The sequence below is a fragment of the Leptospira ognonensis genome (assembly GCF_004770745.1).
GTDB lineage: Bacteria > Spirochaetota > Leptospiria > Leptospirales > Leptospiraceae > Leptospira_A > Leptospira_A ognonensis.
The window spans coordinates 60,707-82,124 of record NZ_RQGD01000035.1 but is presented as its reverse complement, the minus strand read 5'-3'; the positions used below and the strand labels follow the sequence as shown (position 1 = coordinate 82,124).

The 21,418-nt window shown below is 39.8% G+C and carries 30 protein-coding genes and 2 tRNA genes; 4 read left to right on the top strand and 28 right to left on the bottom strand.

What is annotated here, in order from left to right; translation table 11 throughout:
- Positions 1-9: 9 nt before the first annotated feature.
- From purQ to EHQ58_RS13305, 7 genes are all read right to left on the bottom strand, one after another.
- Positions 10-663: a phosphoribosylformylglycinamidine synthase subunit PurQ gene (gene purQ, locus EHQ58_RS13335; RefSeq protein WP_135624399.1), complete on the bottom strand. Its 654-nt coding sequence runs from the start codon at positions 661-663 to the stop codon at positions 10-12.
- A complete protein-coding gene (purS, locus tag EHQ58_RS13330; protein WP_135624398.1) occupies positions 660-908 on the bottom strand; it encodes a phosphoribosylformylglycinamidine synthase subunit PurS in 249 nt (82 codons plus the stop codon). Before purS ends, purQ begins: the two co-directional genes overlap by 4 nt.
- Positions 890-1,747, bottom strand: coding sequence for a phosphoribosylaminoimidazolesuccinocarboxamide synthase (locus tag EHQ58_RS13325; protein WP_135624397.1), 858 nt, complete (start codon positions 1,745-1,747; stop codon positions 890-892). The genes purS and EHQ58_RS13325 overlap by 19 nt, the downstream gene beginning before the upstream one ends.
- Positions 1,744-2,883 carry a PP2C family protein-serine/threonine phosphatase gene (locus EHQ58_RS13320; protein WP_167883635.1) on the bottom strand — a complete coding sequence of 380 codons (1,140 nt, stop codon included), beginning with the start codon at positions 2,881-2,883 and terminating at the stop codon, positions 1,744-1,746. Before EHQ58_RS13320 ends, EHQ58_RS13325 begins: the two co-directional genes overlap by 4 nt.
- Before the next feature lies 1 nt (position 2,884).
- Complete coding sequence (gene ccsA / locus EHQ58_RS13315; protein ID WP_210412828.1) at positions 2,885-3,562, bottom strand: cytochrome c biogenesis protein CcsA; 678 nt, start codon at positions 3,560-3,562, stop codon at positions 2,885-2,887.
- Positions 3,563-3,632: 70 nt separating this feature from the next.
- A complete protein-coding gene (locus EHQ58_RS13310; protein WP_135624395.1) occupies positions 3,633-4,289 on the bottom strand; it encodes a heme exporter protein CcmB in 657 nt (218 codons plus the stop codon).
- Complete coding sequence (locus tag EHQ58_RS13305; RefSeq protein WP_135624394.1) at positions 4,290-4,895, bottom strand: ABC transporter ATP-binding protein; 606 nt, start codon at positions 4,893-4,895, stop codon at positions 4,290-4,292.
- 9 nt (positions 4,896-4,904) lie between these two features.
- Between EHQ58_RS13305 and EHQ58_RS13300 the strand changes: the two genes are divergently transcribed.
- A complete protein-coding gene (locus tag EHQ58_RS13300) occupies positions 4,905-5,921 on the top strand; it encodes a tetratricopeptide repeat protein (protein ID WP_135624393.1) in 1,017 nt (338 codons plus the stop codon).
- Between the two features lies 1 nt (position 5,922).
- Here EHQ58_RS13300 and EHQ58_RS13295 read toward each other — a convergent pair whose 3' ends face one another.
- Complete coding sequence (locus EHQ58_RS13295; protein WP_135624392.1) at positions 5,923-6,681, bottom strand: ABC transporter ATP-binding protein; 759 nt, start codon at positions 6,679-6,681, stop codon at positions 5,923-5,925.
- Between the two features lie 73 nt (positions 6,682-6,754).
- On the opposite strand from EHQ58_RS13295, the gene EHQ58_RS13290 reads away from it, so the two are divergent.
- On the top strand, positions 6,755-7,654 hold the full coding sequence (locus tag EHQ58_RS13290; RefSeq protein WP_135624391.1) for a hydroxymethylglutaryl-CoA lyase: 900 nt from the start codon (positions 6,755-6,757) through the stop codon (positions 7,652-7,654).
- Complete coding sequence (locus EHQ58_RS13285) at positions 7,651-8,550, top strand: TIGR02757 family protein (protein WP_246047358.1); 900 nt, start codon at positions 7,651-7,653, stop codon at positions 8,548-8,550. The genes EHQ58_RS13290 and EHQ58_RS13285 overlap by 4 nt, the downstream gene beginning before the upstream one ends.
- Here the strand turns inward: EHQ58_RS13285 and EHQ58_RS13280 are convergent.
- From EHQ58_RS13280 to EHQ58_RS13265, 4 genes are all read right to left on the bottom strand, one after another.
- Positions 8,529-8,603, bottom strand: a tRNA-Glu gene (locus EHQ58_RS13280). The two genes, EHQ58_RS13285 and EHQ58_RS13280, sit on opposite strands and share 22 nt — an antisense overlap.
- A 20-nt stretch (positions 8,604-8,623) precedes the next feature.
- A tRNA-Lys gene (locus EHQ58_RS13275) sits at positions 8,624-8,696 on the bottom strand.
- Between the two features lie 84 nt (positions 8,697-8,780).
- Positions 8,781-10,055 (bottom strand): adenylosuccinate synthase, encoded by a 1,275-nt coding sequence (locus EHQ58_RS13270; protein WP_135624390.1) that lies wholly within the window; start codon positions 10,053-10,055, stop codon positions 8,781-8,783.
- A gap of 8 nt (positions 10,056-10,063) precedes the next feature.
- A complete protein-coding gene (locus EHQ58_RS13265; RefSeq protein ID WP_246047357.1) occupies positions 10,064-11,137 on the bottom strand; it encodes an ATP phosphoribosyltransferase regulatory subunit in 1,074 nt (357 codons plus the stop codon).
- Positions 11,138-11,217: 80 nt separating this feature from the next.
- Between EHQ58_RS13265 and EHQ58_RS13260 the strand changes: the two genes are divergently transcribed.
- Complete coding sequence (locus tag EHQ58_RS13260) at positions 11,218-13,236, top strand: 1-acyl-sn-glycerol-3-phosphate acyltransferase (protein WP_135624389.1); 2,019 nt, start codon at positions 11,218-11,220, stop codon at positions 13,234-13,236.
- Positions 13,237-13,324: 88 nt separating this feature from the next.
- On the opposite strand, the gene rplQ is transcribed toward EHQ58_RS13260, so the two are convergent.
- The 16 genes from rplQ to EHQ58_RS13180 are packed head-to-tail and all read right to left on the bottom strand — an operon-like array spanning position 13,325 to position 21,413.
- Complete coding sequence (gene rplQ, locus EHQ58_RS13255) at positions 13,325-13,855, bottom strand: 50S ribosomal protein L17 (RefSeq protein WP_135624388.1); 531 nt, start codon at positions 13,853-13,855, stop codon at positions 13,325-13,327.
- A gap of 1 nt (position 13,856) precedes the next feature.
- A complete protein-coding gene (locus EHQ58_RS13250) occupies positions 13,857-14,834 on the bottom strand; it encodes a DNA-directed RNA polymerase subunit alpha (RefSeq protein ID WP_135624387.1) in 978 nt (325 codons plus the stop codon).
- Positions 14,835-14,864: 30 nt separating this feature from the next.
- Positions 14,865-15,497 carry a 30S ribosomal protein S4 gene (gene rpsD, locus EHQ58_RS13245; RefSeq protein ID WP_135624386.1) on the bottom strand — a complete coding sequence of 211 codons (633 nt, stop codon included), beginning with the start codon at positions 15,495-15,497 and terminating at the stop codon, positions 14,865-14,867.
- A 20-nt stretch (positions 15,498-15,517) separates the two neighbouring features.
- Positions 15,518-15,931 (bottom strand): 30S ribosomal protein S11, encoded by a 414-nt coding sequence (gene rpsK, locus EHQ58_RS13240; RefSeq protein WP_135624385.1) that lies wholly within the window; start codon positions 15,929-15,931, stop codon positions 15,518-15,520.
- An 11-nt stretch (positions 15,932-15,942) separates the two neighbouring features.
- Positions 15,943-16,320, bottom strand: a complete 378-nt coding sequence (gene rpsM, locus EHQ58_RS13235; protein ID WP_135624384.1) for a 30S ribosomal protein S13 — start codon at positions 16,318-16,320, stop codon at positions 15,943-15,945.
- A 6-nt stretch (positions 16,321-16,326) separates the two neighbouring features.
- The gene (gene rpmJ / locus EHQ58_RS13230) at positions 16,327-16,440 is read right to left on the bottom strand and encodes a 50S ribosomal protein L36 (RefSeq protein ID WP_135624383.1); all 114 of its coding nucleotides are present in this window, start codon (positions 16,438-16,440) and stop codon (positions 16,327-16,329) included.
- An 8-nt stretch (positions 16,441-16,448) separates the two neighbouring features.
- Positions 16,449-16,667, bottom strand: a complete 219-nt coding sequence (infA, locus tag EHQ58_RS13225) for a translation initiation factor IF-1 (protein ID WP_012476295.1) — start codon at positions 16,665-16,667, stop codon at positions 16,449-16,451.
- Positions 16,668-16,677: 10 nt separating this feature from the next.
- Positions 16,678-17,241, bottom strand: coding sequence for an adenylate kinase (locus EHQ58_RS13220; protein ID WP_135624382.1), 564 nt, complete (start codon positions 17,239-17,241; stop codon positions 16,678-16,680).
- A gap of 4 nt (positions 17,242-17,245) precedes the next feature.
- Complete coding sequence (gene secY / locus EHQ58_RS13215; protein ID WP_135624381.1) at positions 17,246-18,625, bottom strand: preprotein translocase subunit SecY; 1,380 nt, start codon at positions 18,623-18,625, stop codon at positions 17,246-17,248.
- 3 nt (positions 18,626-18,628) lie between these two features.
- The gene (gene rplO / locus EHQ58_RS13210) at positions 18,629-19,168 is read right to left on the bottom strand and encodes a 50S ribosomal protein L15 (protein WP_135624380.1); all 540 of its coding nucleotides are present in this window, start codon (positions 19,166-19,168) and stop codon (positions 18,629-18,631) included.
- Between the two features lie 4 nt (positions 19,169-19,172).
- Positions 19,173-19,352, bottom strand: a complete 180-nt coding sequence (gene rpmD / locus EHQ58_RS13205) for a 50S ribosomal protein L30 (RefSeq protein ID WP_135624379.1) — start codon at positions 19,350-19,352, stop codon at positions 19,173-19,175.
- 12 nt (positions 19,353-19,364) lie between these two features.
- Positions 19,365-19,871, bottom strand: coding sequence for a 30S ribosomal protein S5 (rpsE, locus tag EHQ58_RS13200; protein WP_135624378.1), 507 nt, complete (start codon positions 19,869-19,871; stop codon positions 19,365-19,367).
- Between the two features lies 1 nt (position 19,872).
- Complete coding sequence (gene rplR, locus EHQ58_RS13195) at positions 19,873-20,241, bottom strand: 50S ribosomal protein L18 (protein ID WP_135624377.1); 369 nt, start codon at positions 20,239-20,241, stop codon at positions 19,873-19,875.
- A gap of 6 nt (positions 20,242-20,247) precedes the next feature.
- Complete coding sequence (rplF, locus tag EHQ58_RS13190; RefSeq protein ID WP_135624376.1) at positions 20,248-20,787, bottom strand: 50S ribosomal protein L6; 540 nt, start codon at positions 20,785-20,787, stop codon at positions 20,248-20,250.
- A gap of 20 nt (positions 20,788-20,807) precedes the next feature.
- The gene (rpsH, locus tag EHQ58_RS13185; RefSeq protein ID WP_135624375.1) at positions 20,808-21,206 is read right to left on the bottom strand and encodes a 30S ribosomal protein S8; all 399 of its coding nucleotides are present in this window, start codon (positions 21,204-21,206) and stop codon (positions 20,808-20,810) included.
- 21 nt (positions 21,207-21,227) lie between these two features.
- Positions 21,228-21,413, bottom strand: coding sequence for a type Z 30S ribosomal protein S14 (locus tag EHQ58_RS13180; protein WP_135624374.1), 186 nt, complete (start codon positions 21,411-21,413; stop codon positions 21,228-21,230).
- Positions 21,414-21,418: the final 5 nt, after the last annotated feature.

Sequence of the window (21,418 nt, the reverse complement as noted above, 5' to 3'; positions counted from 1 at the left end):
CAAATCTTACTACAAGGCAGAAAAAATTGCATCAAAAATTAGTTTTCCGTCCAAATGTGATGTATAAGGATTCATGGCTCTTTCAGGATGCGGCATCATACCAACAATTTTGCCTGTTCGATCACAAATTCCTGCAATGTCATTCAAGGAACCATTGGGATTGGAAGCATATCGAAACATGACTTGTCCGTCATTTTCAATTTGGTGTAAGGTTTCGTTTTCTGCAAAATAGGCACCTTCCCCATGTGCGATCGGTATCACGAGTTCTTTTTGCACTATATTTTTCGTTAGCATATTGGATGCATTTGGCACTAAGGCTACATCCTTGCAAATATATTTAAGGGAACGATTATGTAGAAGTGCTCCTGGTAGGAGTCCACTTTCAGTTAGTATCTGAAAGCCATTGCAGATTCCTAGAATCATTCCACCACGTTTCGCATGAGCCACTACCGATTTCATGGCTTCGCTATATTTTGCCATGGCTCCACATCTCAAATAATCCCCAAAAGAGAACCCACCTGGCAGAACAATCAAATCAGTATCCCCTGCAACTTGTTCTTTATGCCAAACGAAAGTTACCTTTGCCGCATACTCACTGGCTAGGATGCTACCAATATCCTTATCACAATTTGAACCTGGAAATGTGATTACGCTTACTTTCATATCTTCTCGACAGTGTACCTAAAAGTTTCAATGACTTGGTTCACAAGTACCGACTCGCAAAGCTCAATCGCATGCTTTTCTGCAATCTGCTTATCTTGCGTATCTATTTTTACTTCTATATACTTTCCTACACGAACATCGAAGATCGAATCTTTCCCTTGGTCATGTAACGCGCGTAAAACCGTTTGACCTTGTGGATCTAAAACGGAATCTTTTAGTGTGATATTTATTTTAACGATAAACATATATTAATTTTCTCTTCTAATTCTAAATATTTTGCTCTAAGCTCAGTAATCAAGGATTCAGATAATTTTGGTGGAGGTGGATTTTTGTTCCACCCTGTAGTTTCTAGCCAATTTCGCAATATTTGTTTGTCTAAGCTAGCAGGGGAAGTTCCCGTTTTGTATTCACGTTCTTCCCAATATCTCGAAGAATCTGGTGTCAAAATTTCATCTATCAGAATGGGTTCACCGTCTAAAATACCAAATTCAAACTTGGTATCACAGAGAATGATACCTTGTTTTTTCATTTGCGTATGGGCTTTTTGATAGATCGCTAACGATGTATTTTTTAAACTAAGAAACAATTCATCACCAATTTCGTTTCTCATCGTTTTTTCGCTGATATTTTCATCGTGTCCTGAATCATTCTTTCGTGCAGGAGTAAATATAGGTTCAGGAAATTTTTCTGACTCTAATAAACCCTCTGGATAAGGCAGAAAAGCTACCTGACCCGTTGCCTTATATTCCTTAAACGCAGAACCTGATATATAACCTCGCACTACACATTCATAATCGATTCTCTTTGTTTTTTTTACTAAAACTGAGCATCCAGAAAAGGACGGTTCTACCTGAAAGGGTGAAGGAAATAACTTATAATCATCAGTGATTAAATGATTTTTATATTCTGAAAAAAAATGGAACCAATTTGTTGAAATGCGCGTGAGAATCTTACCTTTTTCAGGCACAGGTTCCTCAAAGACTACATCAAAGGCCGATATCCGATCACTCGCCTTTAAGATTAAGGTTTCTCCTAGGTCATAAACATCTCGAACTTTTCCCTTATAACTTGGTTTTTGATTCATAACTGTATGCATACCATCGCCATATCATCTGTAGGCGGACGCTCTCCACAAAATTGCAATATCTTTTCCTGGACATTTACTAAAGTTTCGCCACCTTCTACGACAGCTTGATGAAAAATTCGTAACATCCCCTCTTCACCCAGAAATAAGGAACCGCTATCCATGGCCTCACTTGCTCCATCGGTATAAAGAAAAAGCTTTGAGCCAGTCGATAATTGAATTTTCTGTACTTCATCATTTGCATGTAAATCAATGCCCATGATCATCGGACTGCGGCCTTCTAAAGACTTTGTCTGACCATTCATAAAGAGCAAAGGGGCAGGATGACCACCATTAATATAAGTCAAATTTAAATCCTGGTCCAACATAGCATAACAAAACGTAATAGAATAATCTTCTGGCAGAACGATTTCCATATTTTTGCGTATATAATCCACTCGTTCCTTCAAATTCATGCTAGGATTTAGGTTAAATAATTGCATTTTGAACATGGCACCTATGAGCGCTGCACTTGGTCCATGTCCTGAACAGTCCGCGATGACGATATGTAATTTCTTTGCATCTACAAAACAGTCTACAAAATCACCACCAATTTGAAAGAAGGGTCGGAACAATGTTTGTGCCTTGATCCCATTCCAGATAAACTTTTTTTCCGGAATCAGTTGGTCCTGCACTTTTCTCGCAGCTTGTAACTCTCTTTCAAATTTGGCTTTTTCCTGAGTTAATTCGTCCTGTAAATCTTTGATTCTCAGAACAGAATGTATTTTCGCTACAAGCTCTCTTTTATTGAAAGGTTTGTTTATGAAGTCGTCTCCGCCATTTTTCATGGCCTCTTCGAAACCAATTTCACGGTCGATGGATGTGATAAACAAAATGGGCAATAGTTTGAACTGATCCATACCCCTAAGCTCTCGGCAAAAAGAAAAGCCATCTTGAATAGGCATATTGACATCTAAAAGTAATACATCGATTGGCGTATTAACAAGTATGAGCCTAGCCTCTTCTGCTGAAAAGGCAGTGTAAGTTTTAAACCCTTCGCTTCCGAGAAGATATTTTAACAACTCAACATTTTCATGCACATCATCTACTATGAGAATGTTATGATTTTGTTTATTGAATTCTGTATCGGATTTCAATTTAACCCTTTTCCGTTCTAATTCTATCACGGATCGAAAGTATTTTTTGGGTTCTATAGGTTAACAAAAATAGAATTAAAAATAATAAATGGAAAGCAAAAATAGAAAACCAAAAAGTAATTTTCATATCCGGGTCCATTCCGCCCTTACCAAGTACGCTACCAGGATGGTTTCCAGGATTTTCAATCCATCGGATCGCTCCCCAAGTGAGAACCGAACTAAGCGCACATAATATAGATAAGTAAGAGGAAATGATCGCCTTCTTTTTTAAATCTAGGATCAAAAATCGAAAGACAAAATAAGATACCAAGGACAAACATAATATAAAAAAAGATTGTAACCTAGCATCTGTTCTGTCCCAAGGTACGCCCCAGGCACTAAATGCCCAAATAGGACCTGAGAACAAGACTCCGATCGCAAAAAGAAAGGAAATTTGATTTGAAGTGAACGCAAGATCATCCCAGAGTGATTTCTTGGAAATCAGGAAAATTACAGAGAAAAAACTAGCTAGAATCGGTCCATATAATGCCACCCAGGCGACAGGTACATGAAAATAAAAAATTCGGTGACTGAGACCCTGTTCTAAAATCACATTGGGATAAACAAGGGAACCGATTACAGCAATAGGAATCGATATGGCCACAGCTAGCCACAAGGCGGCTTCCGCAAGACCTGAAATGAAACTATTTTTTTTTGCCACTCTATCCAGCTTCTTCGGTTGGTTTTAAAATTCGAGGAAAAAAGAAAGTTTAAGATTCTTTCTTGAGTATTTCCAAGAACAGACTTCCGAGCGAACCATAAAATACGGCGAAAAATAATAGTAAAAAAACGCTCGGATAATAAAAACCAGGTTCCATCCAAAATCGACTTTCAGCCTCTAGACCAAAAAGGAACAAGGGGATCGAGAACGGGATTTGCAAAAGGGGTAACACAATCTCTTTCATACGACTTTCCTCTGAAATAATACCCATGGAAACTCCGAGAAAAACTAGGGATATACTGCCTAAATTTGAAAAAAGCCATTCCCCAAAAAATCGATCCATAGCCGCATTTTGAAAGAAGACAACAAAAACTAATATAAGTATGGCGTTCACAAGAGAAGTGCATAGCCAAATGATCAGTGATTTGGCCAAAAAAAGTTTCGTCAGTGAAACTTGGGAAAGAGTAGCGAACCACCCTCCCGACTCACGTTCTTCAAATAAAGATTGTCCCACCAAAATGAAATTTAGAAGGAAAAGTATAGCCCACTTCAGTCCGCGAACACTGCGGATACTTAAAGCTTCGTTAACCTCTATGGAAGAGTAGAAAATAAATAACAAACACAAACTCAAAGATAGAAGGGAAACAATTCCACCGAGTGACCTACCTATAAGAACAAACTCTTTTTTTAATATTTTATAAAACATTTAGTTTTGATCTGTTCCAAGATAAATTGTATCATCAACCTCTAGTCCCTTCGGTATTTCATGTAGAACAATCACAAGCAATCGATTCGCCTTTTCACGATTCAATTGTTTCGTAAATAGAGCTATGGAGTTTGTGTCCAATCCAGTAAATGGTTCATCTAATAATAAAATTTTTGGGGATTGGACAAAACTTCGAATGATGGCTGCCTTTTGTTTCATTCCTCTTGAGAACATATAGATAGGATCACTTGCTCTGCGAGAGAGTTGGTAGTAGTTGATCAGACTTCGCAATTCCTCCTGTGAGATAGGAGTGGGTCCAAGTGATTGGTAGTATTCCAGATTTTCGATTAGGGAGAGTGAGGAATAGAGTCCGAGTTCATGACCTAAATAACTTATAGAGGCTTTACCTAGCGGCCAATGCCATGACTTTTTGTTTTTTGAGTTTAGATAGATTTCCTTCAGAAGAGTCGATTTGCCAACACCATTCTCCCCTCTTAAGAGAATCAGTCCCGTTTGTGGAAATCGGAGTTGTTTCTCACGAAAAAGTGTTTTATAACCGACAGTTAGAGTGAGTGAATTGATTTCTAAAATCACATCTTGAGACATACACCAACCATGTTACGATTTCTACTTTCCTTCGCACTTCTGTTTTCCTTTTCCGAGAGTCTTCTCTCTCAAAAACAGATAGGGAATCAGGAATACGCAGAAATTCTCTGGGGAAAGAACGAGGAATTTGATACAAGTGATTTCCCAGACGGATCCTTTGTCTACCATAGTGCCGATTTCATTCTAGCTAGCGGGAAATTGTTTTCAGGTAAGCCTCCCGATTCAAAGGGAGAATTTACCTTCGAAAACAAAACGATCAAAAATTCGGGAGAATGGAATAATGAAGCCGTAAAAATTGCGCTGTCGGGAAAAGAAACCGATCGAGCACTTGCAAAAAAGATGCTACTTGCCGGCGTACGCTTTGATCCGCAGTTTTTTCCCTTTCGATACAATTTGGGGAGACTCTACTCTATCGACTTTCAATACAAAGAAGCCCTCATTCAATTTGAATATGCAAAAGCAGAAATGCCAGAGTATTTTAAGACGTACCTACACATCGGCATACTCTCAGAAATGACAAGAGAAGTATACTATGCCATCGAACATCTTAAAATCGCTGCCAAAAAAAATCCCTATGACACAGAAGCATTGGTTCGACTAAGTGATCATTATATCTCGACAGGTTTAAAAAATAGAGCCTATATCTACCTAAACGAAGCTTCGAAAATCCAGGAGACAAACCCAAACGTGAAGCTAGGTTATGCAAGACTTGAGATGGAAAAAGGCAATTACCATATCGCCTATAAAATCTTTTTAAAAACTTTACTCTCGTCTCAAGAGGGTAAACCAATTCCTTACGATAAAAAATTTCATTATTATTTCGCGGAAACTGCCTCGAAAGTTACGGACTATGAAATTGCCGAGAGAGAGTACACAAAAATGTTAAGTTTTCCTAATGATCCTTTTTTTGCTTCGGTTTCTGCCAAAGTCATTGCACGAAGAAGAGACATTGCCAGAAAATTTGCAGAGGCGAAACGAACACAGTTAGATGATTCCGAAGAAGTGAATGAAGAAAAAACGGAGTGAATTATATAACAGTGAGATCTCTTGAAAGTAGCAGTTGTTTTGTGAAATCAGTTTTCGGTTTTAAAAAGACTTCTTCTGTCCTACCTGCTTCAATCATCTCACCTCCATCTAAAACATAAACAAAATCGCTTAAATTTCTCACCAAACCTAAATCATGTGATACTAAAATAAAACCGATATTTTGAGATTGATTTAGTTCACGAATCAACTCGATGATTTCTGCCTGTACGAGTGCATCAAGAGCGGTAACTGGCTCATCGAGTAAGATCATCCTAGGATTGGAGAGTATGGCTCTTAAAATGGCAAGGCGCTGGAGTTCACCTCCACTCAATTCGCTTGTTTTTTTGTTTAAAACATTTTTCTTTAAATGAAATCGCTCTAAAAACCCTTCAATGCGTTCTGTCTCCTCGGCGAGGATTTTTTTTGAAACTAGAAAGCCATGTTGAATGTAAACTGGTTCCAACAAACAAGTGGACATCTTTAAAAACGGAGAAAAAAAAGTAAACGAATCTTGAAAAACGGGCTGGATGGGACGGTTAGGATTATTTAAGAGATCTTTTCCTTCCCATAAAATTTGTCCTGTGATTTGAAAATTCGCAACCATTTCATCAATGGCAAGTATCGATTTAAATAAAGTCGACTTTCCCGAACCTGATTTGCCAACAATGCCAGTGATTTCTCCACTACGAGCCGTTATGTGAATGTTTTTTAGAATTACTTTCCCATGGACATTTACATTTAGATTTTTAATTTCTAGCATAAGATTTAAGGAATAAAAACGAATTGCAATGCTTGGTTCAAGAGAATAATAGGATGAGAACAGGTGGTGGCAAGTGAAATTTGTTAAAGTAACTGAAGTTGGCCCTAGGGACGGATTGCAAAATGAAAAATCAATTGTTGCAACAAATGATAAATTCCAGTTTATCAAATTTTTAGCAAAATCAGGATTGAAACACATTGAAGCGACTTCCTTTGTCAAAAAAGAATCCATCCCACAGATGGGAGATGCAAGGGAACTCTCTGAAAAAATCTTTGCAGATACTGCTTTAAACTCTGTTTCGTTTTCCTGTCTAACTCCTAATTTAAAGGGATATGAATCTGCACTCGAGGCAGGTTTTAAAGAGATCGCTTTATTTACGGCAACTTCTGAATCCTTTACAAAAAAAAATATAAATCGATCCATCAAAGAATCCATCGATGGATTTCGTGAGATTTTTAAAAGAGCAAGGACAGACCATATTAAGGTAAGAGGCTATATTTCTACTGTTATTGCTTGTCCTTATGAAGGAAAGATGCCGGCTGAAAAAACTCTCGATATCTCAAAACAATTATTTGATGAAGGCGTATATGAAATTTCACTTGGGGAAACCATTGGTGTTGCCGTTCCTTCAGAAGTTGAATCTCTCTTAAACTGTTTATTAAAAGAATTTAACTCCGATTTGTTTGCAGGCCATTTTCATGACACGTATGGTATGGCCATTGCCAATGTAAATCAGGCCATAAAGATGGGCATTCGTTCCTTTGATTCAGCGAGTGGTGGTCTCGGAGGATGCCCGTATGCAAAGGGAGCTTCAGGAAATTTAGCCACAGAAGATCTACTGTATTACCTAGAAAGGGAAGGATTCGAAACTGGAATTAATTTGGATGAGATTTTGAAAGCTTCAAGTTTCATACAAGAAACAATTGGCCGTAGACTTTCGTCTCGGACCTTTACTGCAAAAATGAGTAAATGAAAGAAGCAGATGAATTCCCGATTGCCTTGAAGCTAGCCTTACAAGATACTATCGATGAATACAAACACGCTAAATATTTAGAATCAGATCCCATACTCTTTCCCAGCAGGTTTAAAAATCCTTTCGATATAGAAGTGATTGCCCTATTCTCTTGCTTGTATGCATATGGGAACGTAAAGGCCATCAAAAGCTTCTTGAACCCTTTGTTACTTGCACTCGGTCCCTCTCCTTACCGCTCATTGACAAAAGATAATTTTGCTGTGGAACAAATAGCTAGTAAAATTGGCTACTACCGATTTCAATCAGCAGAGGATAATGCCCTTCTTCTACTTTCCATTTCCAATATTGTGAAACACCATTTCAAAACCAAAAGCATAGAGCCGATCTTCGAATCATATTTTCTAAATGATTCTGGAACCTTTGAACCTGAGTTAGGCATCTCTTCTTTCCAAAGACAAATAGAAGCTTCCATCTTAAATATTTCGAATCAAAACAAGCTAACGAGAGGCTTACGATTTTTGATAGGGGATCCAGGATCTAAATCTGCAAAAAAAAGAATTTGTTTATTTCTTAGATGGATGGTTCGAAAGGACTTTCCCGATTTTGGAATTTACTCCAGGATTTACACAAAAGACATTTCATTTCCTCTGGATGTCCATATACAAAGACTCATTAAAATTCTCGGTATCTCGAATCGAAAGAGTTTCGGAATGAGGGAAAGTATACTAGTGAGGGATTTTTTTCGAAAATTGAATGAAGACGATCCGTTGTTATACGACTTTTATTTGACTCGTGTAGGGATGATTCAAAAATGCAGAGGGGTCAAAATCGATTCGATTTGCGAACCTTGTAGCCTAAAAAAAATTTGTTTGATTGGTAGTGCCACGGGGAATTGAACCCCGATTGCAAGGATGAAAACCTTGTGTCCTAACCATTAGACGATGGCACCGTTTTAAATGACACGTTACTTGAGTCGTCGGGGATTCGAACCCCGGACCCATTCCTTAAAAGGGAATTGCTCTACCAGCTGAGCTAACGACTCGTGCTATGTTGCCAAGAATAAAGACCTGCCCTTCTTGGTCAATCACTAGTAAAAAAAATACCCTTCCAAGTTCAAAATTCTTACCTATTTCATGATGATGGTATGATCCCGATCCGGCCCAGTTGAGACGATACCAATCCTAGTTCCCACAAGTTCTTGCAAAGTGTTGATATAACTTTGACAAGACGCAGGTAACCTTGAGAAATCAGAAATACCTGAAATATCGTCTTTCCATCCTTTGAATTCAGCAAACACAGGTTTAACGTCCTCCAAACCCTGTGAAGGGAAATGTGAGACTCGTTTCCCTTTGTATTCATAGCCGACAACAACGGGAATGGTATCGTAATGTGATAGAACGTCAATTTTAGTAAGCACAATGCTATTGATCCCATTTACGACAATCGAATGTTTAATCATCTGCACATCAAACCAGCCACATCGTCTCGGACGACCAGTTGTAGACCCGTACTCACCACCTAACTTCCGGAGGATTTCACCCGCTTCACCCATGATTTCGGAAGGAAAAGGTCCCTCACCCACTCGCGTTGCATAGGCTTTTGTGATACCAATCACATCTTTTAGATGTCGGAAATTTACTCCTGATCCGGCAAGGGCACCTCCTGTCGTTGGATTTGAGCTCGTGACATACGGATAGGTTCCAAAATCAATATCAAGCCCAGTACCTTGTGCGCCTTCTAAAAGAACACGCTTTCCTTTATCCAATTCATCATTTAAATAGTAGATAGTATTTACAATATTATTGCCAATTTGATCGGCAAAACTCAAAAGACTTTTATAGATTTCGTCAAATCTAACTGGTTCTAGATCATAATATTTAACTAGTTCCTGATTTTTCACATCAAGGATGTGCGTTAGTTTACGTTTTAGCATATCCTTATCGAGTAGATCGCCAGCGCGCAAGCCTATGCGTAACATTTTGTCCGCATAACACATACCTATACCTTTCTTAGTAGTCCCAATCTTTCCTTCCGGACTTGAACCCAACTCTCGCACCTCGTCGATCAAACGGTGGTGAGGAAGTAAAATATGGCAGGAATCACTGATTAGAACTTTTTCCTTTACCTTAAATCCGCTTTTCTCTAAGTCAGCACACTCTTGTAAAAAATATTCTGGGTCAAGTACGACCCCATTCCCGATGACACAAACAGTGTTATCATAAATGATACCTGAAGGAACCAAATGAAATACATACTTATTGCCACCGACGACGACCGTATGCCCAGCGTTTGCACCACCTTGGTAACGAACAATAATATCTGTATCCTTCGAAAGGTAATCAATTACCTTTGCTTTTCCTTCATCACCCCACTGGGCTCCGACAACTAAATTCGCGGGCATAAATTACCTCATTTTTTTGAATAAATCTTCTCTTCGATTGGATCGATGTGTAACGCAAAACCACAGGCATCTTTCTTTATTTCAGCATATGTTTCATACAGATTATTATATACACCACCAGCAAAAACTGGTTCGGAAAATCCTTCCATATAACCTTGAAAAACGAGACCAGAGTAGTAATCAAGATCACGAATTAAGGATGGATCCCATACTCCTGTAAAGCCAACTTTTTTATTTTTCCAATTTAAGATGAAGGCTTCCATCTCAAGTAAGTGATCCGCTAAGGTTTTATTTGACTGAATCTCTGAGCTAATACCGAGTAGCGATTTCTTAAAATCTTGAAATCCATCAAAGGACAATGGCTTTAAGGTAAGCTTTAAAAGTTGAATTGAAGATGGTGAGAGGTCCTTGTTCTTTACAAAATGAGCAAGCTCTGGCTCATTTTTCGTATATAAAAATTGAGCAATGATGGCTTCGTCCGAGGGGTCTAGCTTCAAAGTATCAAATACAAAACTTAAGAAGCCTGCATGCCCTAACACCAAACTCGCCTTAGTTTCCGGTAAAGCAACTTTCCACATTTTTTCTAAAATGAGAATCTGGGAGATTACATTTTCCGGTGAACTATCCCCGATGCTTTCGCCACCGATTTGCAAAATTTCCCGTCTCGATGCATTTCGTTTTTTATGATCGCGGATTTTACGACCGATATAGAACACGTTCTGATTTTCTTCCCAATGAGACCTTCCCGCCATGCCTTTTACTACTTGTAAAGTTAGGTCAACACCAGGGGAAAGCGAGAAACCGTCATAGTCTTTCGCGATCAAAAATGCAGACGAATCGAGTCCGCCAATATGAGTTTGGTATGAGGACGTATAGTCGAATGCGGGTAGATTGATTTCCGAATACCTCGCAACTTCAAGGCATTCGATCAAAGATTGGAGAAGATGGCGGCGATTCCTACTCTCTTCTGGGCCTAAAAAATGAAAGCCATCGGGAATCCAGCGCCGCTCGGAAAGTTTAGATTTTTTTACTGCATTCATGACTTGGAAAGCATGTCCAAGAAGACAGTTTAAAGAAATCAAGGATTTATGCAATCACTTGTAAAAATCGGATAGACAAAACGAATTCTTACATTAACTTAATGTCGGTTCAGGGGATACGCATGACAGAAAAAGAAGCCACACTCGGCAGGTGGCATAAGGAATTTTTCGAAAACATTCATTTATTTATGAAATCCGGTCTCTCGGAGTCGGAAGCAAAGGCCATTTTAGAAGAATTTCTCTTACTCTCCCAGGCAACGCCCAAACCAAAGGTTATGGAGATCTTCCAAGATCCAGACCGCCTGGAAGAAATCGGGGTTTATACTGATATCAAAGAAGAACCGAGGAACTTTATGCTTAAGTTTCTCGATCCGATCATCAAAAAATTCACTGTGGAAGGAGTTGAAAATCTAGAGCTCCTAAACGACGTCATTGGAAAGTACCCCGTGACTCTCATCTCTAATCATTTAAGCCATTTAGATGCACCGGCTATTTTTACACTGCTGTATGGAACGGGAGAGATGGGAAAAAAAATTGCCCAGTCTCTTGTTTTCATCGCTGGCAGACTCGCATTTGAGCCAGATTTTACAAGGCTTGGTCTGTATATGTTCGGAACCCTCCTCGTTTGTTCTAAAAAAGACATGGCAGACAATCCCTCACTCTCAGACGTGATGACGAAGATCAATATGCGTGCCTTCAGAAACTCACAAAAATTGCAGGCCGATGGTCGTATCATCTCGATCTTTCCAGAGGGGACAAGATCTCGTGATGGCCGTTTGATGCCATTTGTTGATACAGTTTACCATTACGTGGCTAATAAAGTCATTTTACCTATATCGCTTGAGGGCACAGATCGCATCCTTCCTATCGAAGGACTCCTTTTCAACCAAGCTGTGGGAAAGCTAGTGATCGGTAAACCCGTATTAGTTGGTGAATTAACAAAAAAAGAAATGGCGACATTCCCATCTCATATTGAACAGATTTCCTTCCCTGGAGTCGGTGATAAAAAACAGTTCATTATTGATAATTTGGCACTACTTGTTGGCTCCAACTTGAACAAGCACAAGCACGGAACCTATCGAAACCTATATAAAGGTGACGACCAAAAATCCAACCAACTCATTTCTACCCCCAAAGAGCCGAAGGAAAGGATTGTCATTCTTGGTTCCTCGAACATGTCCGTGGCTGTAGGGTGTGTTCTCGCAAATAAAAATGTAGAGGTCGTCGTATACCAACCTGAAGAGGAAGTAACAAAACAATGCAATGAAGAACGCAGGGACATTGTTCACTATCCGATTTATAAACTTCCTCCGAACATTACATTTTCATCCGATCCAGCCGTATGTGAAAATGCCACACTCTTCATCCAAGGAACCAACCCTTGGGATTTTGATGCCGTTTTTCCTAAAATCAAAACATACCTTCAGAAAAATAAATCACCCATCATCAATGTGATCAAGGGTTTTACAGGATCAAAAAAAGGTCTGATTCTCGAGGATTTACACGAACTCATGGGAATCGAGAGAGATAGACTGGCTGTGATCTCTGGTGCTTGCTACCCAGATCAAATTATGGAAAGAAAAATTTCAGGTTTTGAAATTGGATCTTTTGAAGATTCACTCATACCGAAGCTTTCAGCACTCTTTACTACAAGTTATGTATTTACAAGACCTGCCATCAACTCAAGGGATACTAAGGGCGTACAGCTAGGTGGTGCATTAAAAACAGTCTATGCTGTTGCGATGGGGCTTGTCGAAGGATACTTCAAAAGGGAATTGGGCGGAAACGTAGACAATACCCTTTTCCATCTTTCCAATCGTTTTTTCAATGAGATGGTTTCGATAGGTGTATTACTAGGTGGAGATCCGACAACTTTTAATGGTCTATCGGGTATGACTGATTTCATGCTCGCTTGTTTTGGTTCCGATACAAGAGACCGGAAATATGGTTATGATCTCGCTTACGGCACCCGTCCCGAAAAAATAACAAATGGTTTTTACGGTCTGAAGGTGCTTCCCAATCTCATCAACTTAGATGAGAAAAGGCATCCAATTGTGACGGCATCCTACCGGGCTGTCATTCAGAACGAGAACTTCGATAACATCGCCGACTCGCTCCAACTGCAATTGGCTAGAATTTAAAATCTAGCCAGTTAGATCTCTGGACATAAAAAAACCGCGGAGGAAAGATTCCTTTCGCGGTTTTCCGAGAACTTTTCGATCGAAAAGTTTATTTCGCTTTCGCTACTTTCTTTTCTTTTTTCTCTTTCTTAGCTTTTACTTCTGTTTTTCCTTTTGCGGATCCTGCAGATTTTTCACGTTTCTGGCGAACTTCTTCTTTTAGCTCATCTTGCGTCTTACGCTCAACAAGTTCCAAAATCCCCATGGCTGTGTTATCAGATTGGCGATTAACAAGGCGAATGATGCGTGTGTAACCACCGACCCTAGTCGCATAGCGATTCGCTAGATCATTTAAAAGTTTATTAACGATTTCTTGGTCCGCTAAATGAGTATAAAGGTAGCGAGTGTTGTGCAAAACAGTCTCTGCTTTCTTTTTCTCATCTAAATTTACAAGATTTGCATCTAAGTTACGTTTCGCGCGAGTGATGATACGCTCTGCATAAGACCGAGCTACTTTCAATTTTGCAACTGAAGATTCAATCCTTTCATGACGTAGTAAAGAAATCACCATATTCTGAATCATAGCTTTTCTATGATCCGCTGACCTGTTGAGTTGTTTAACTTTATTCTTTTTTCTCATTTTAAAAATCTCTCATTCCGAAAGAAAGTCCAAGCGAGGATAGTTTAGCTTTTAATTCTACTAAACTTTGGTCGCTATAATGTTTCGATTTAGTCATTTCTTCTTCTGTGCGCTTTACTAGCTCACCGATAAAGTCTATTTCAAGACTTCTAAGAACATTTGTCGAACGAACAGATAGTTCCAATTCTTCAACATGCTTAGATAGTGATGCTTTTAATTTCTCATCAGCTTCATCTAATTCTTCTTCTTCTTCTTCAATTTCTTCTTCAAAGTTAATGAAAACGGTTAGATGATCTTTGAGTATTTTTGCTGCCTGGGCAACCGCATCCTCTGGAGAAACAGAGCCATCGGTCCAAACTTCCAGAGTCAATTTTTCATAATCAGATCTCTGTGCTACGCGAGTTTCGGAAACTTCAAATAATACTTTTTGTATCGGAGAAAAGATAGAATCAATGGGGATCGTTCCCAGAACTTCGATATCTTTTTTCTTATCCTCTGCCGGAACGTAACCTCTGCCTCTCTGTATTTCTAGATCGAGGATCACATTTGCATCTTCATTCAAAGTCGCAATATGAAGGTCTGGATTCATGATTTCAATCGATGAATCAATCGCTAAGTCACCCGCTCTGAAATACCCTGCCCCTTTCAGTTCAATGTGTATTACTTTGCTAGCTTCTTTGTCTTCTGGCTCATATTTGATGCGCACTTGTTTCAAGTTCAAAATGATACGCGTTACGTCTTCTGCAACGCCTTCCACATACGCAAATTCATGTGTAACGCCTTCAATACGAATGGCAGAAATAGCTGCCCCTTCGATCGATGACATAAGAGTTCTGCGGAGTGAATTTCCTATTGTTGTGCCGATTCCCCTTTCGAAAGGCTCAGCCACAAACTTACCATAGTTAGGAGTATTCACGTCAGTCGTGAATTCGATTTTCTTTGGTCTTTTAAAACCTTTTAATAAATTCTTTGGGGACAATGTCGTAACCTTCTCTCTAGATTCGTTTGCTTACTTAGAGTACAACTCTACGATAACTTGTTCTTTAATCGGGATATCAATATGATCTCTTGTCGGTAGAGATAAAATTTCTCCAGAAAACTGAGCATAGTCTACGCTCAACCAAGAAGCACTTCGATTGATGGCTTGCGCCAAACGAATGTTTTCTTCTATAAAGGTTGATTTCTGGAATTTATCTCTGATTTCAATTTTATCTCCAACATTCACTCTGTAAGAGCAAATATCCACTCTGTGGCCATTGACTAGAACATGTCTGTGTGCCACAAAGTTACGTGCTTGTCTGCGAGTTACTGCATAACCCATTCTATATAAAACATTATCCAACCTTCTTTCAAGGAATTGGAGTAAATTTTCACCAGGGATCCCTGGTGTATGCGATGCCTCTTCAAAATATCTTCTGAACTGTTTTTCTAAGACACCATACGCTCTTTTAACTTTTTGTTTCTCTCTAAGCTGAGCGCCGTACTCCGTGATCTTTCCTTTTTTCTTAGGTGGAAGACCAGGTGGATACTTTCTTTTTTCAAGTGATGACTTCTCTTTGTGCAGAGTATGACTATTTTTTAAGAAGAGATTCAAACCCTCTCTTCTCATCAATTTTACAACGGGTCCTCGATAACGTGCCATATATAATTCCTATTTTCCTACTAGACTCTTCTTCTTTTTCGAGGGCGACAGCCATTATGAGGCAATGGAGTCACATCCTTGATTAACTTGATGGACAATCCCTTAGTCGTTAAGGAACGAATCGCAGACTCTCGGCCAATGCCAGGTCCTGATACCATCACGTCCACTTCTGAGAGTCCCGCTGCTTCGATCGCTTTTTCAGCAGCATTTGTTGCAGCTATCTGTGCTGCGTAAGGAGTGGATTTTTTTGAACCGCGAAATCCCATCATTCCGGAAGATGACCAGGAAAGAACATTTCCTGCCATATCAGTGATCGATACAATGGTGTTATTGAAAGAAGCTTGGATGTAAACTTTTCCTCTCGGAACGTTTTTCTTTTCTTTTTTCTTAACTTTCTTGGTATCTTTTTTGCCTTTTGTCTCTTTTTCAGCCATGAATGATATCCTTACTTAGTAACTTTTTTCTTATTCGCAACGGTCTTTTTCACACCCTTTCTCGTACGGGCGTTCGTTCTGGTCCTTTGACCATTGACCGGGAGTCCTCTTCTATGACGAAGACCTCTATAACAACCAACATCCATAAGTCTTTTGATGTTCAGGTTCACTTCAGAACGAAGATCCCCTTCAACTTGAAAGTCTTCTTCGATCACGCGACGAATCGCCGCTTCGTGTTCGTCGGAAAGATCTTTCACTCGGATACTTTCATCAATCCCTGCTTTTTTTAGGATTTTCTGGGAAGATGTTCTACCTATGCCAAATACATAAGTAAGACCGATAACAATTCTTTTGTTTGAGGGTAAATCAACGCCTGCGATACGTGCCATACTTTCTTATCTTTGCCTTTGTTTGTGTTTTGGATTGGTGCAAATCACGCGGATCACACCTTTTCTACGAATGACTTTGCATTCCGTACAGATTTTTTTAACTGATGCTCTAACTTTCATATACTTTCCTATTTCTTTCTGTAAGTAATCCGACCCTTGGTCAAATCATAGGGAGATAGCTCCACTGTCACCTTATCACCAGGAAGGATCCTGATATAGTGCATTCTCATCTTACCAGAGATGTGCGCCAAAACCTTATGCCCATTTTCAAGTTCCACTCGGAACATCGCGTTTGGTAACGGTTCAAGAACAGTTCCGTCTATGGTAATTGCTTCTTCCTTAGCCAGGGTGATTCTCCTATTGAATCTGTTTTAAAATAGAATCGGTGATTTCTTCCATACTTCCCAATCCATTGATTTGCCGAAGGATTCCTGTGCCTTTGTAAAAGTCAATCAGGGGCAAAGTCTTTGTGTTGTAAGTATGCAGACGGTTTTTGATGGTCTCTTCGTTGTCATCTGAGCGTCCTTCTTTGATCGCTCTACCTAGCAACCGTTTCACCAATTCTTCATCGGGAACGTCTAGGTTGACAACGGAGTCGAGCTCCATTCGGAGCTCTTTGAGGATTCCCGAGAGAGCTTTTGCTTGCTCCACCGTCCTAGGAAATCCATCCAGTATGAATCCATTCGCACAATCCGTTTCGACCAATCGGTCTCGGATAATGCCTATAACGACAGCATCTGGAACAAGGTCTCCAGCGTCCATAAATTTTTTCGCTTCCAAACCCATTGCCGTGCCATTTTTCACAGCGACACGTAACATATCTCCCGTTGAGATCTGCGGAATTTTGAATTTTTCTTTTACGATATCAGCTTGCGTACCTTTTCCCGCACCTGGGGGGCCCATAAAAATCAATCGTTTCATATACCTATGCCCTACCCTTTATCTTAGTCTTTTTCATAAAACCTTCGTAGTTTCGCATGAGAAGTTGTGCTTCGATTTGTTTGAGCGTCTCTAAAGCAACACCAACCATGATCAGAAGTGAAGTTCCACCAAAGGTATATACGAGAGTCCCTCCTCCAGTATTCGATCCCAAATTTAAAAATTTGATGATGAGATACGGAGCTAGAGCAAGACCGGCAAGAAATAAAGCGCCAGGTAAAGTAATACGGTTTAAGATTTTTTCAATCATTTCCTTCGTTTGGGATCCTGGACGGACCCCGGGAATAAACCCACCATATTTCTTTAGGTTATCAGCAAGTTCTTGTGGATTGAACTGAATCGCCGTATAGAAATAGGCAAAGAATATAATGAGAGAGGTATATATTATGAAATAGAATAGAGAGTGATACCAAATTTGAGAAAACGGATTAAAATAGTCCATAATCACTGCCCATCCTGCCCACTGACCGCCTTTAGATGACAACCACTGAACAATTGTTTGCGGAAACAAAATCAAAGAAGAAGCAAAAATGATTGGCATTACATTCGCACTATTTACTTTAAAAGGTATGGACTGGCTACGTGCTTGAACCATCTTTCTTCCGACCATTTGTTTTCCATAATTTAACGGAACTCGCCTAACTCCTTGCGTCAGGATCACTGTCAAAGCAATTAGGGCGACAAAGATAATCAGTAAGATTAAGACGGAAAGAGCATCCGAAGTATCCGAAGTGAACATAGAAATAAGGGCTTCCGGCATACGACCTATGATACCAGCAAAGATAATGAGGGAGATGCCGTTCCCGATTCCCCGTTCCGTAATCTGCTCACCCAACCAAATTAGCAAAACGGTTCCTGTTGTAATCGAAAGCATGGCTAAAGGTAAGAAGTAGGAATCGACGGATGGGTTGATCAGTCCAGGGTATTTAGCAGGAGAATTTCCTGATCCTGTCGACCAAGAATTTGCAAGTTGAATCACTGCCAGTGACTGAATCGCGCAAAGAAGTAGGGTTCCATACTTTGTATACTGTTGTATCTTTTTTCTTCCTTCCTCTCCTTCCTTTTGCATTTTTTGCAAAGAAGGAATCAGCACCATAACTAACTGCATGATGATAGAAGAAGATATATATGGCATGATACCAAGTGCAAAGATGGAAAATTTTAATAAAGCGCCACCAGCAAACAAATCGACCATCCCGAGGAAACCTTCACTTGGATCAGCGGTGATTCCCGTTACAATCAAGCTGTTGATTCCCGGAATGGTTACATGCGTCCCCATTCTAAAAAGAAGCAACATCCCGATTGTAAAAAAAATTTTTGATCTTAATTCTGGAATTCTAAAGATGTTTGCGATTGTTTGGAACATTGGTTATGTGCTTTTTTTCTCTACTTTTTTCTTTTCACGAACGATAACTTGCCCACCTGCCTTCTCAACTTTTGCTTTCGCAGAGGTTGAAAATGCATCAACGGTAATGGTAATCGCATTTTTGATCTCACCTGTTCCTAAGAGTTTCACCAAACCTTCTGCAGATTTGATCATATTCTTGGAGCGAAGGATTTCTGGAGTAATCACACCAGAGAGTTCAGCTTTCGCAATCGCGATCAAATTGATCGGTTGGAATTCTTGGCTGAAGATATTCGTAAATCCTCTTTTCGGTAACCTTTTGTGAAGTGGCATCTGACCACCTTCAAATCCTCTTTTCATCGAGGAAGCTCTTGCTCTTTGGCCTTTGGAACCTCGCGTAGAAGTCTTTCCCATTCCAGAACCAGGCCCCTGGCCCACTCTTTTCTTGGAAGTTTTTGCGCCCTTTGAAATCGGAATTAGGTTCTTGTTTCCAAGAGCTGTACTTTTTTTAGGTCTTTTCTTTCCAAAACCACGGGCACGTTCAATTCTCTCTGATGCTGCCATTTAATTATACCTTATCCACTTTTAGAAGGTAGCCAACTTGTCGTAGCATGCCCTTTAATTGTGGACTCATTTTATGCTTTCTTGATTGCCCTTTCTTTTTTAATCCAAGCGCAATCAAAGTTTTCTTATGGGTAGGAATGATACCAATAGAACTTTTTTCTTGGGTGACCAATACTTCTTCCATATATTTTACCTTTTATAGATCTTGTCCGAACAAGTGTTTGAGTGTAACACCTCTTCGTTTTACGGCCATCGATGGAGTCTCAAGTTGCTGTAAGGCATCCATTGTCGCTTTTACAATGTTCATCGGATTTGAGGAACCCCATGATTTTGTTAGCACATCCTGTACTCCTGCTCTTTCGAGAACAGATCTCACAGAAGCTCCCGCAATGATTCCCGTTCCAGGTGATGCCGGTTTTAAAATCACACGAGCTGATTTAAAACTTCCTATCACATCATGCGGAACAGTATGACCAATATAATGAATCGATTTTAAATTTTTCTTAGCAGATTCTATTGATTTTCTGATGGCATCAGGAACTTCATTTGCTTTACCAAATCCAATTCCAACTTTGCCTTTCGAATCCCCAACAACGGAAAGTGCATTAAAGGAAAACCTTCTACCGCCTTTCACTACCTTGGCTACGCGATCGATCTTTACTACTTTCTCGGTAAATTCTTTTGTTTCTTCTTCTAAAATCATCCTAGAACTCCAGACCACCTTCGCGAGCAGAATCAGCGAAGGCAGCAATACGACCATGATACACCATACCCGAACGATCCAAAACGACTTGCAATACTCCGGCCTTTTTTGCTTTCTCAGCAATTACCTTGCCGAGTAAAGTTGCCGCAGATTTACTTTTTTTTGAATTTTCATGTTTAGGGAAATCTTTCTCTAACGTAGTTGCGTAAACAAGCGTCACGCCTTTCGTATCATCAATCACTTGTGCCGTTAAATAACGATTGGATTTATTAAAAACTAATCTAGGACGACCAGATGTTGCCTTTAGTTTATATCGAACACGCTCAGCGCGCCTTTCTCTTTGTAAATTTTTTGCTGTCTTGTTGATCATAGCGACTTACTTCTTACCAGTTTTTCCGGCTTTTCGTCGGATATATTCATCACTATACTTCACACCCTTTCCTTTGTAAGGCTCAGGTGGACGTTTGGAACGAATATCTGCGGCTACTTGACCAACCAGTTGACGGTCAATGCCAGATACTTTGATTTTGAGCTGATCAAGAACATCTATCTTGATTCCTACAGGCTCAGGGAAGACCACTTCATGAGAATAGCCAAGGCTCATTACCAAGTCCTTACCTCTTTTCTGTGCTCTATACCCAACGCCTGTGATTTCGAGATTCTTTTCCCAACCGGTTGTTACACCTTTAACACTGTTCATCGCAAGCGAACGAACTAATCCATGAAGGGCAATGATCTTTTGATCCTCGCTGTTTCTTGTAAAAACGAGTTCCCCGTTTTCAACCTTTGCAGCTACACCTTCATAGATAGGCGACTTAAGTTCGCCTAAAGGACCTTTGATGGTTATGAAATTTGATTCAGCTTTTACTTCCACTTTAGGAGGTAGTTTAATTATACTTTTACCGACTCGAGACATGATGTTGATCCAATGTTAGGTTAGAATACCTTACAAAGAACTTCCCCTCCTACTCTGAGCTTACGAGCACGTTTTCCTGTCATAACTCCCTTCGATGTGGAAATAATCATCGTTCCGATGTTATTTCTAAAAGGGCGAATCTCGGAAGACTGTATGTAAACGCGACGACCAGGAGTCGAAACACGTTCAATCATACGGATGACTGGCTTCTTATTCGTATCGTATTTTAATTTCACTTGGAAATCATCAAAACTTCCGTTTTTCACGGTTTGGATCTCATCTACAAAACCTTCTTCTTTGAGAAGATCAAGGATGGATTTCTTAATTTTACTTCCCGGAATCACACACAACTCATGTTTGGCTTGCTGTGCATTGCGGATTCGGGTCAGCATATCTGCTATAGGATCTGAAAGACTCATTCTATATAACCTTTCCTACATCTACCAGGAGGATTTTCTTACGCCAGGGATCTGAGCTTTGCTCGCAAGATCTCGGAAGCATAGACGACACATATCAAAGCGACGCAAATAAGCGCGTGAGCGACCACAGAGAGGGCAACGATTGTACTCTCTAACTTTGAATTTTTGCTTTTTGGCGTGGCGTTCCATCATCGATTTTTTCGCCATGACTC

Coding starts and splice junctions, on each gene's coding strand:
- purQ (WP_135624399.1), bottom strand. CDS start 663: ATGAAAGTAAGCGTAATCACATTTCCAGGTTCAAATTGTGATAAGGAT.
- purS (WP_135624398.1), bottom strand. CDS start 908: ATGTTTATCGTTAAAATAAATATCACACTAAAAGATTCCGTTTTAGAT.
- EHQ58_RS13325 (WP_135624397.1), bottom strand. CDS start 1,747: ATGAATCAAAAACCAAGTTATAAGGGAAAAGTTCGAGATGTTTATGAC.
- EHQ58_RS13310 (WP_135624395.1), bottom strand. CDS start 4,289: ATGTTTTATAAAATATTAAAAAAAGAGTTTGTTCTTATAGGTAGGTCA.
- EHQ58_RS13305 (WP_135624394.1), bottom strand. CDS start 4,895: ATGTCTCAAGATGTGATTTTAGAAATCAATTCACTCACTCTAACTGTC.
- EHQ58_RS13300 (WP_135624393.1), top strand. CDS start 4,905: ATGTTACGATTTCTACTTTCCTTCGCACTTCTGTTTTCCTTTTCCGAG.
- EHQ58_RS13295 (WP_135624392.1), bottom strand. CDS start 6,681: ATGCTAGAAATTAAAAATCTAAATGTAAATGTCCATGGGAAAGTAATT.
- EHQ58_RS13285 (WP_246047358.1), top strand. CDS start 7,651: ATGAAAGAAGCAGATGAATTCCCGATTGCCTTGAAGCTAGCCTTACAA.
- EHQ58_RS13270 (WP_135624390.1), bottom strand. CDS start 10,055: ATGCCCGCGAATTTAGTTGTCGGAGCCCAGTGGGGTGATGAAGGAAAA.
- EHQ58_RS13260 (WP_135624389.1), top strand. CDS start 11,218: ATGACAGAAAAAGAAGCCACACTCGGCAGGTGGCATAAGGAATTTTTC.
- rplQ (WP_135624388.1), bottom strand. CDS start 13,855: ATGAGAAAAAAGAATAAAGTTAAACAACTCAACAGGTCAGCGGATCAT.
- rpsD (WP_135624386.1), bottom strand. CDS start 15,497: ATGGCACGTTATCGAGGACCCGTTGTAAAATTGATGAGAAGAGAGGGT.
- rpsK (WP_135624385.1), bottom strand. CDS start 15,931: ATGGCTGAAAAAGAGACAAAAGGCAAAAAAGATACCAAGAAAGTTAAG.
- rpsM (WP_135624384.1), bottom strand. CDS start 16,320: ATGGCACGTATCGCAGGCGTTGATTTACCCTCAAACAAAAGAATTGTT.
- rpmJ (WP_135624383.1), bottom strand. CDS start 16,440: ATGAAAGTTAGAGCATCAGTTAAAAAAATCTGTACGGAATGCAAAGTC.
- EHQ58_RS13220 (WP_135624382.1), bottom strand. CDS start 17,241: ATGAAACGATTGATTTTTATGGGCCCCCCAGGTGCGGGAAAAGGTACG.
- secY (WP_135624381.1), bottom strand. CDS start 18,625: ATGTTCCAAACAATCGCAAACATCTTTAGAATTCCAGAATTAAGATCA.
- rplO (WP_135624380.1), bottom strand. CDS start 19,168: ATGGCAGCATCAGAGAGAATTGAACGTGCCCGTGGTTTTGGAAAGAAA.
- rpmD (WP_135624379.1), bottom strand. CDS start 19,352: ATGGAAGAAGTATTGGTCACCCAAGAAAAAAGTTCTATTGGTATCATT.
- rpsE (WP_135624378.1), bottom strand. CDS start 19,871: ATGATTTTAGAAGAAGAAACAAAAGAATTTACCGAGAAAGTAGTAAAG.
- rplR (WP_135624377.1), bottom strand. CDS start 20,241: ATGATCAACAAGACAGCAAAAAATTTACAAAGAGAAAGGCGCGCTGAG.
- rplF (WP_135624376.1), bottom strand. CDS start 20,787: ATGTCTCGAGTCGGTAAAAGTATAATTAAACTACCTCCTAAAGTGGAA.
- rpsH (WP_135624375.1), bottom strand. CDS start 21,206: ATGAGTCTTTCAGATCCTATAGCAGATATGCTGACCCGAATCCGCAAT.
- EHQ58_RS13180 (WP_135624374.1), bottom strand. CDS start 21,413: ATGGCGAAAAAATCGATGATGGAACGCCACGCCAAAAAGCAAAAATTC.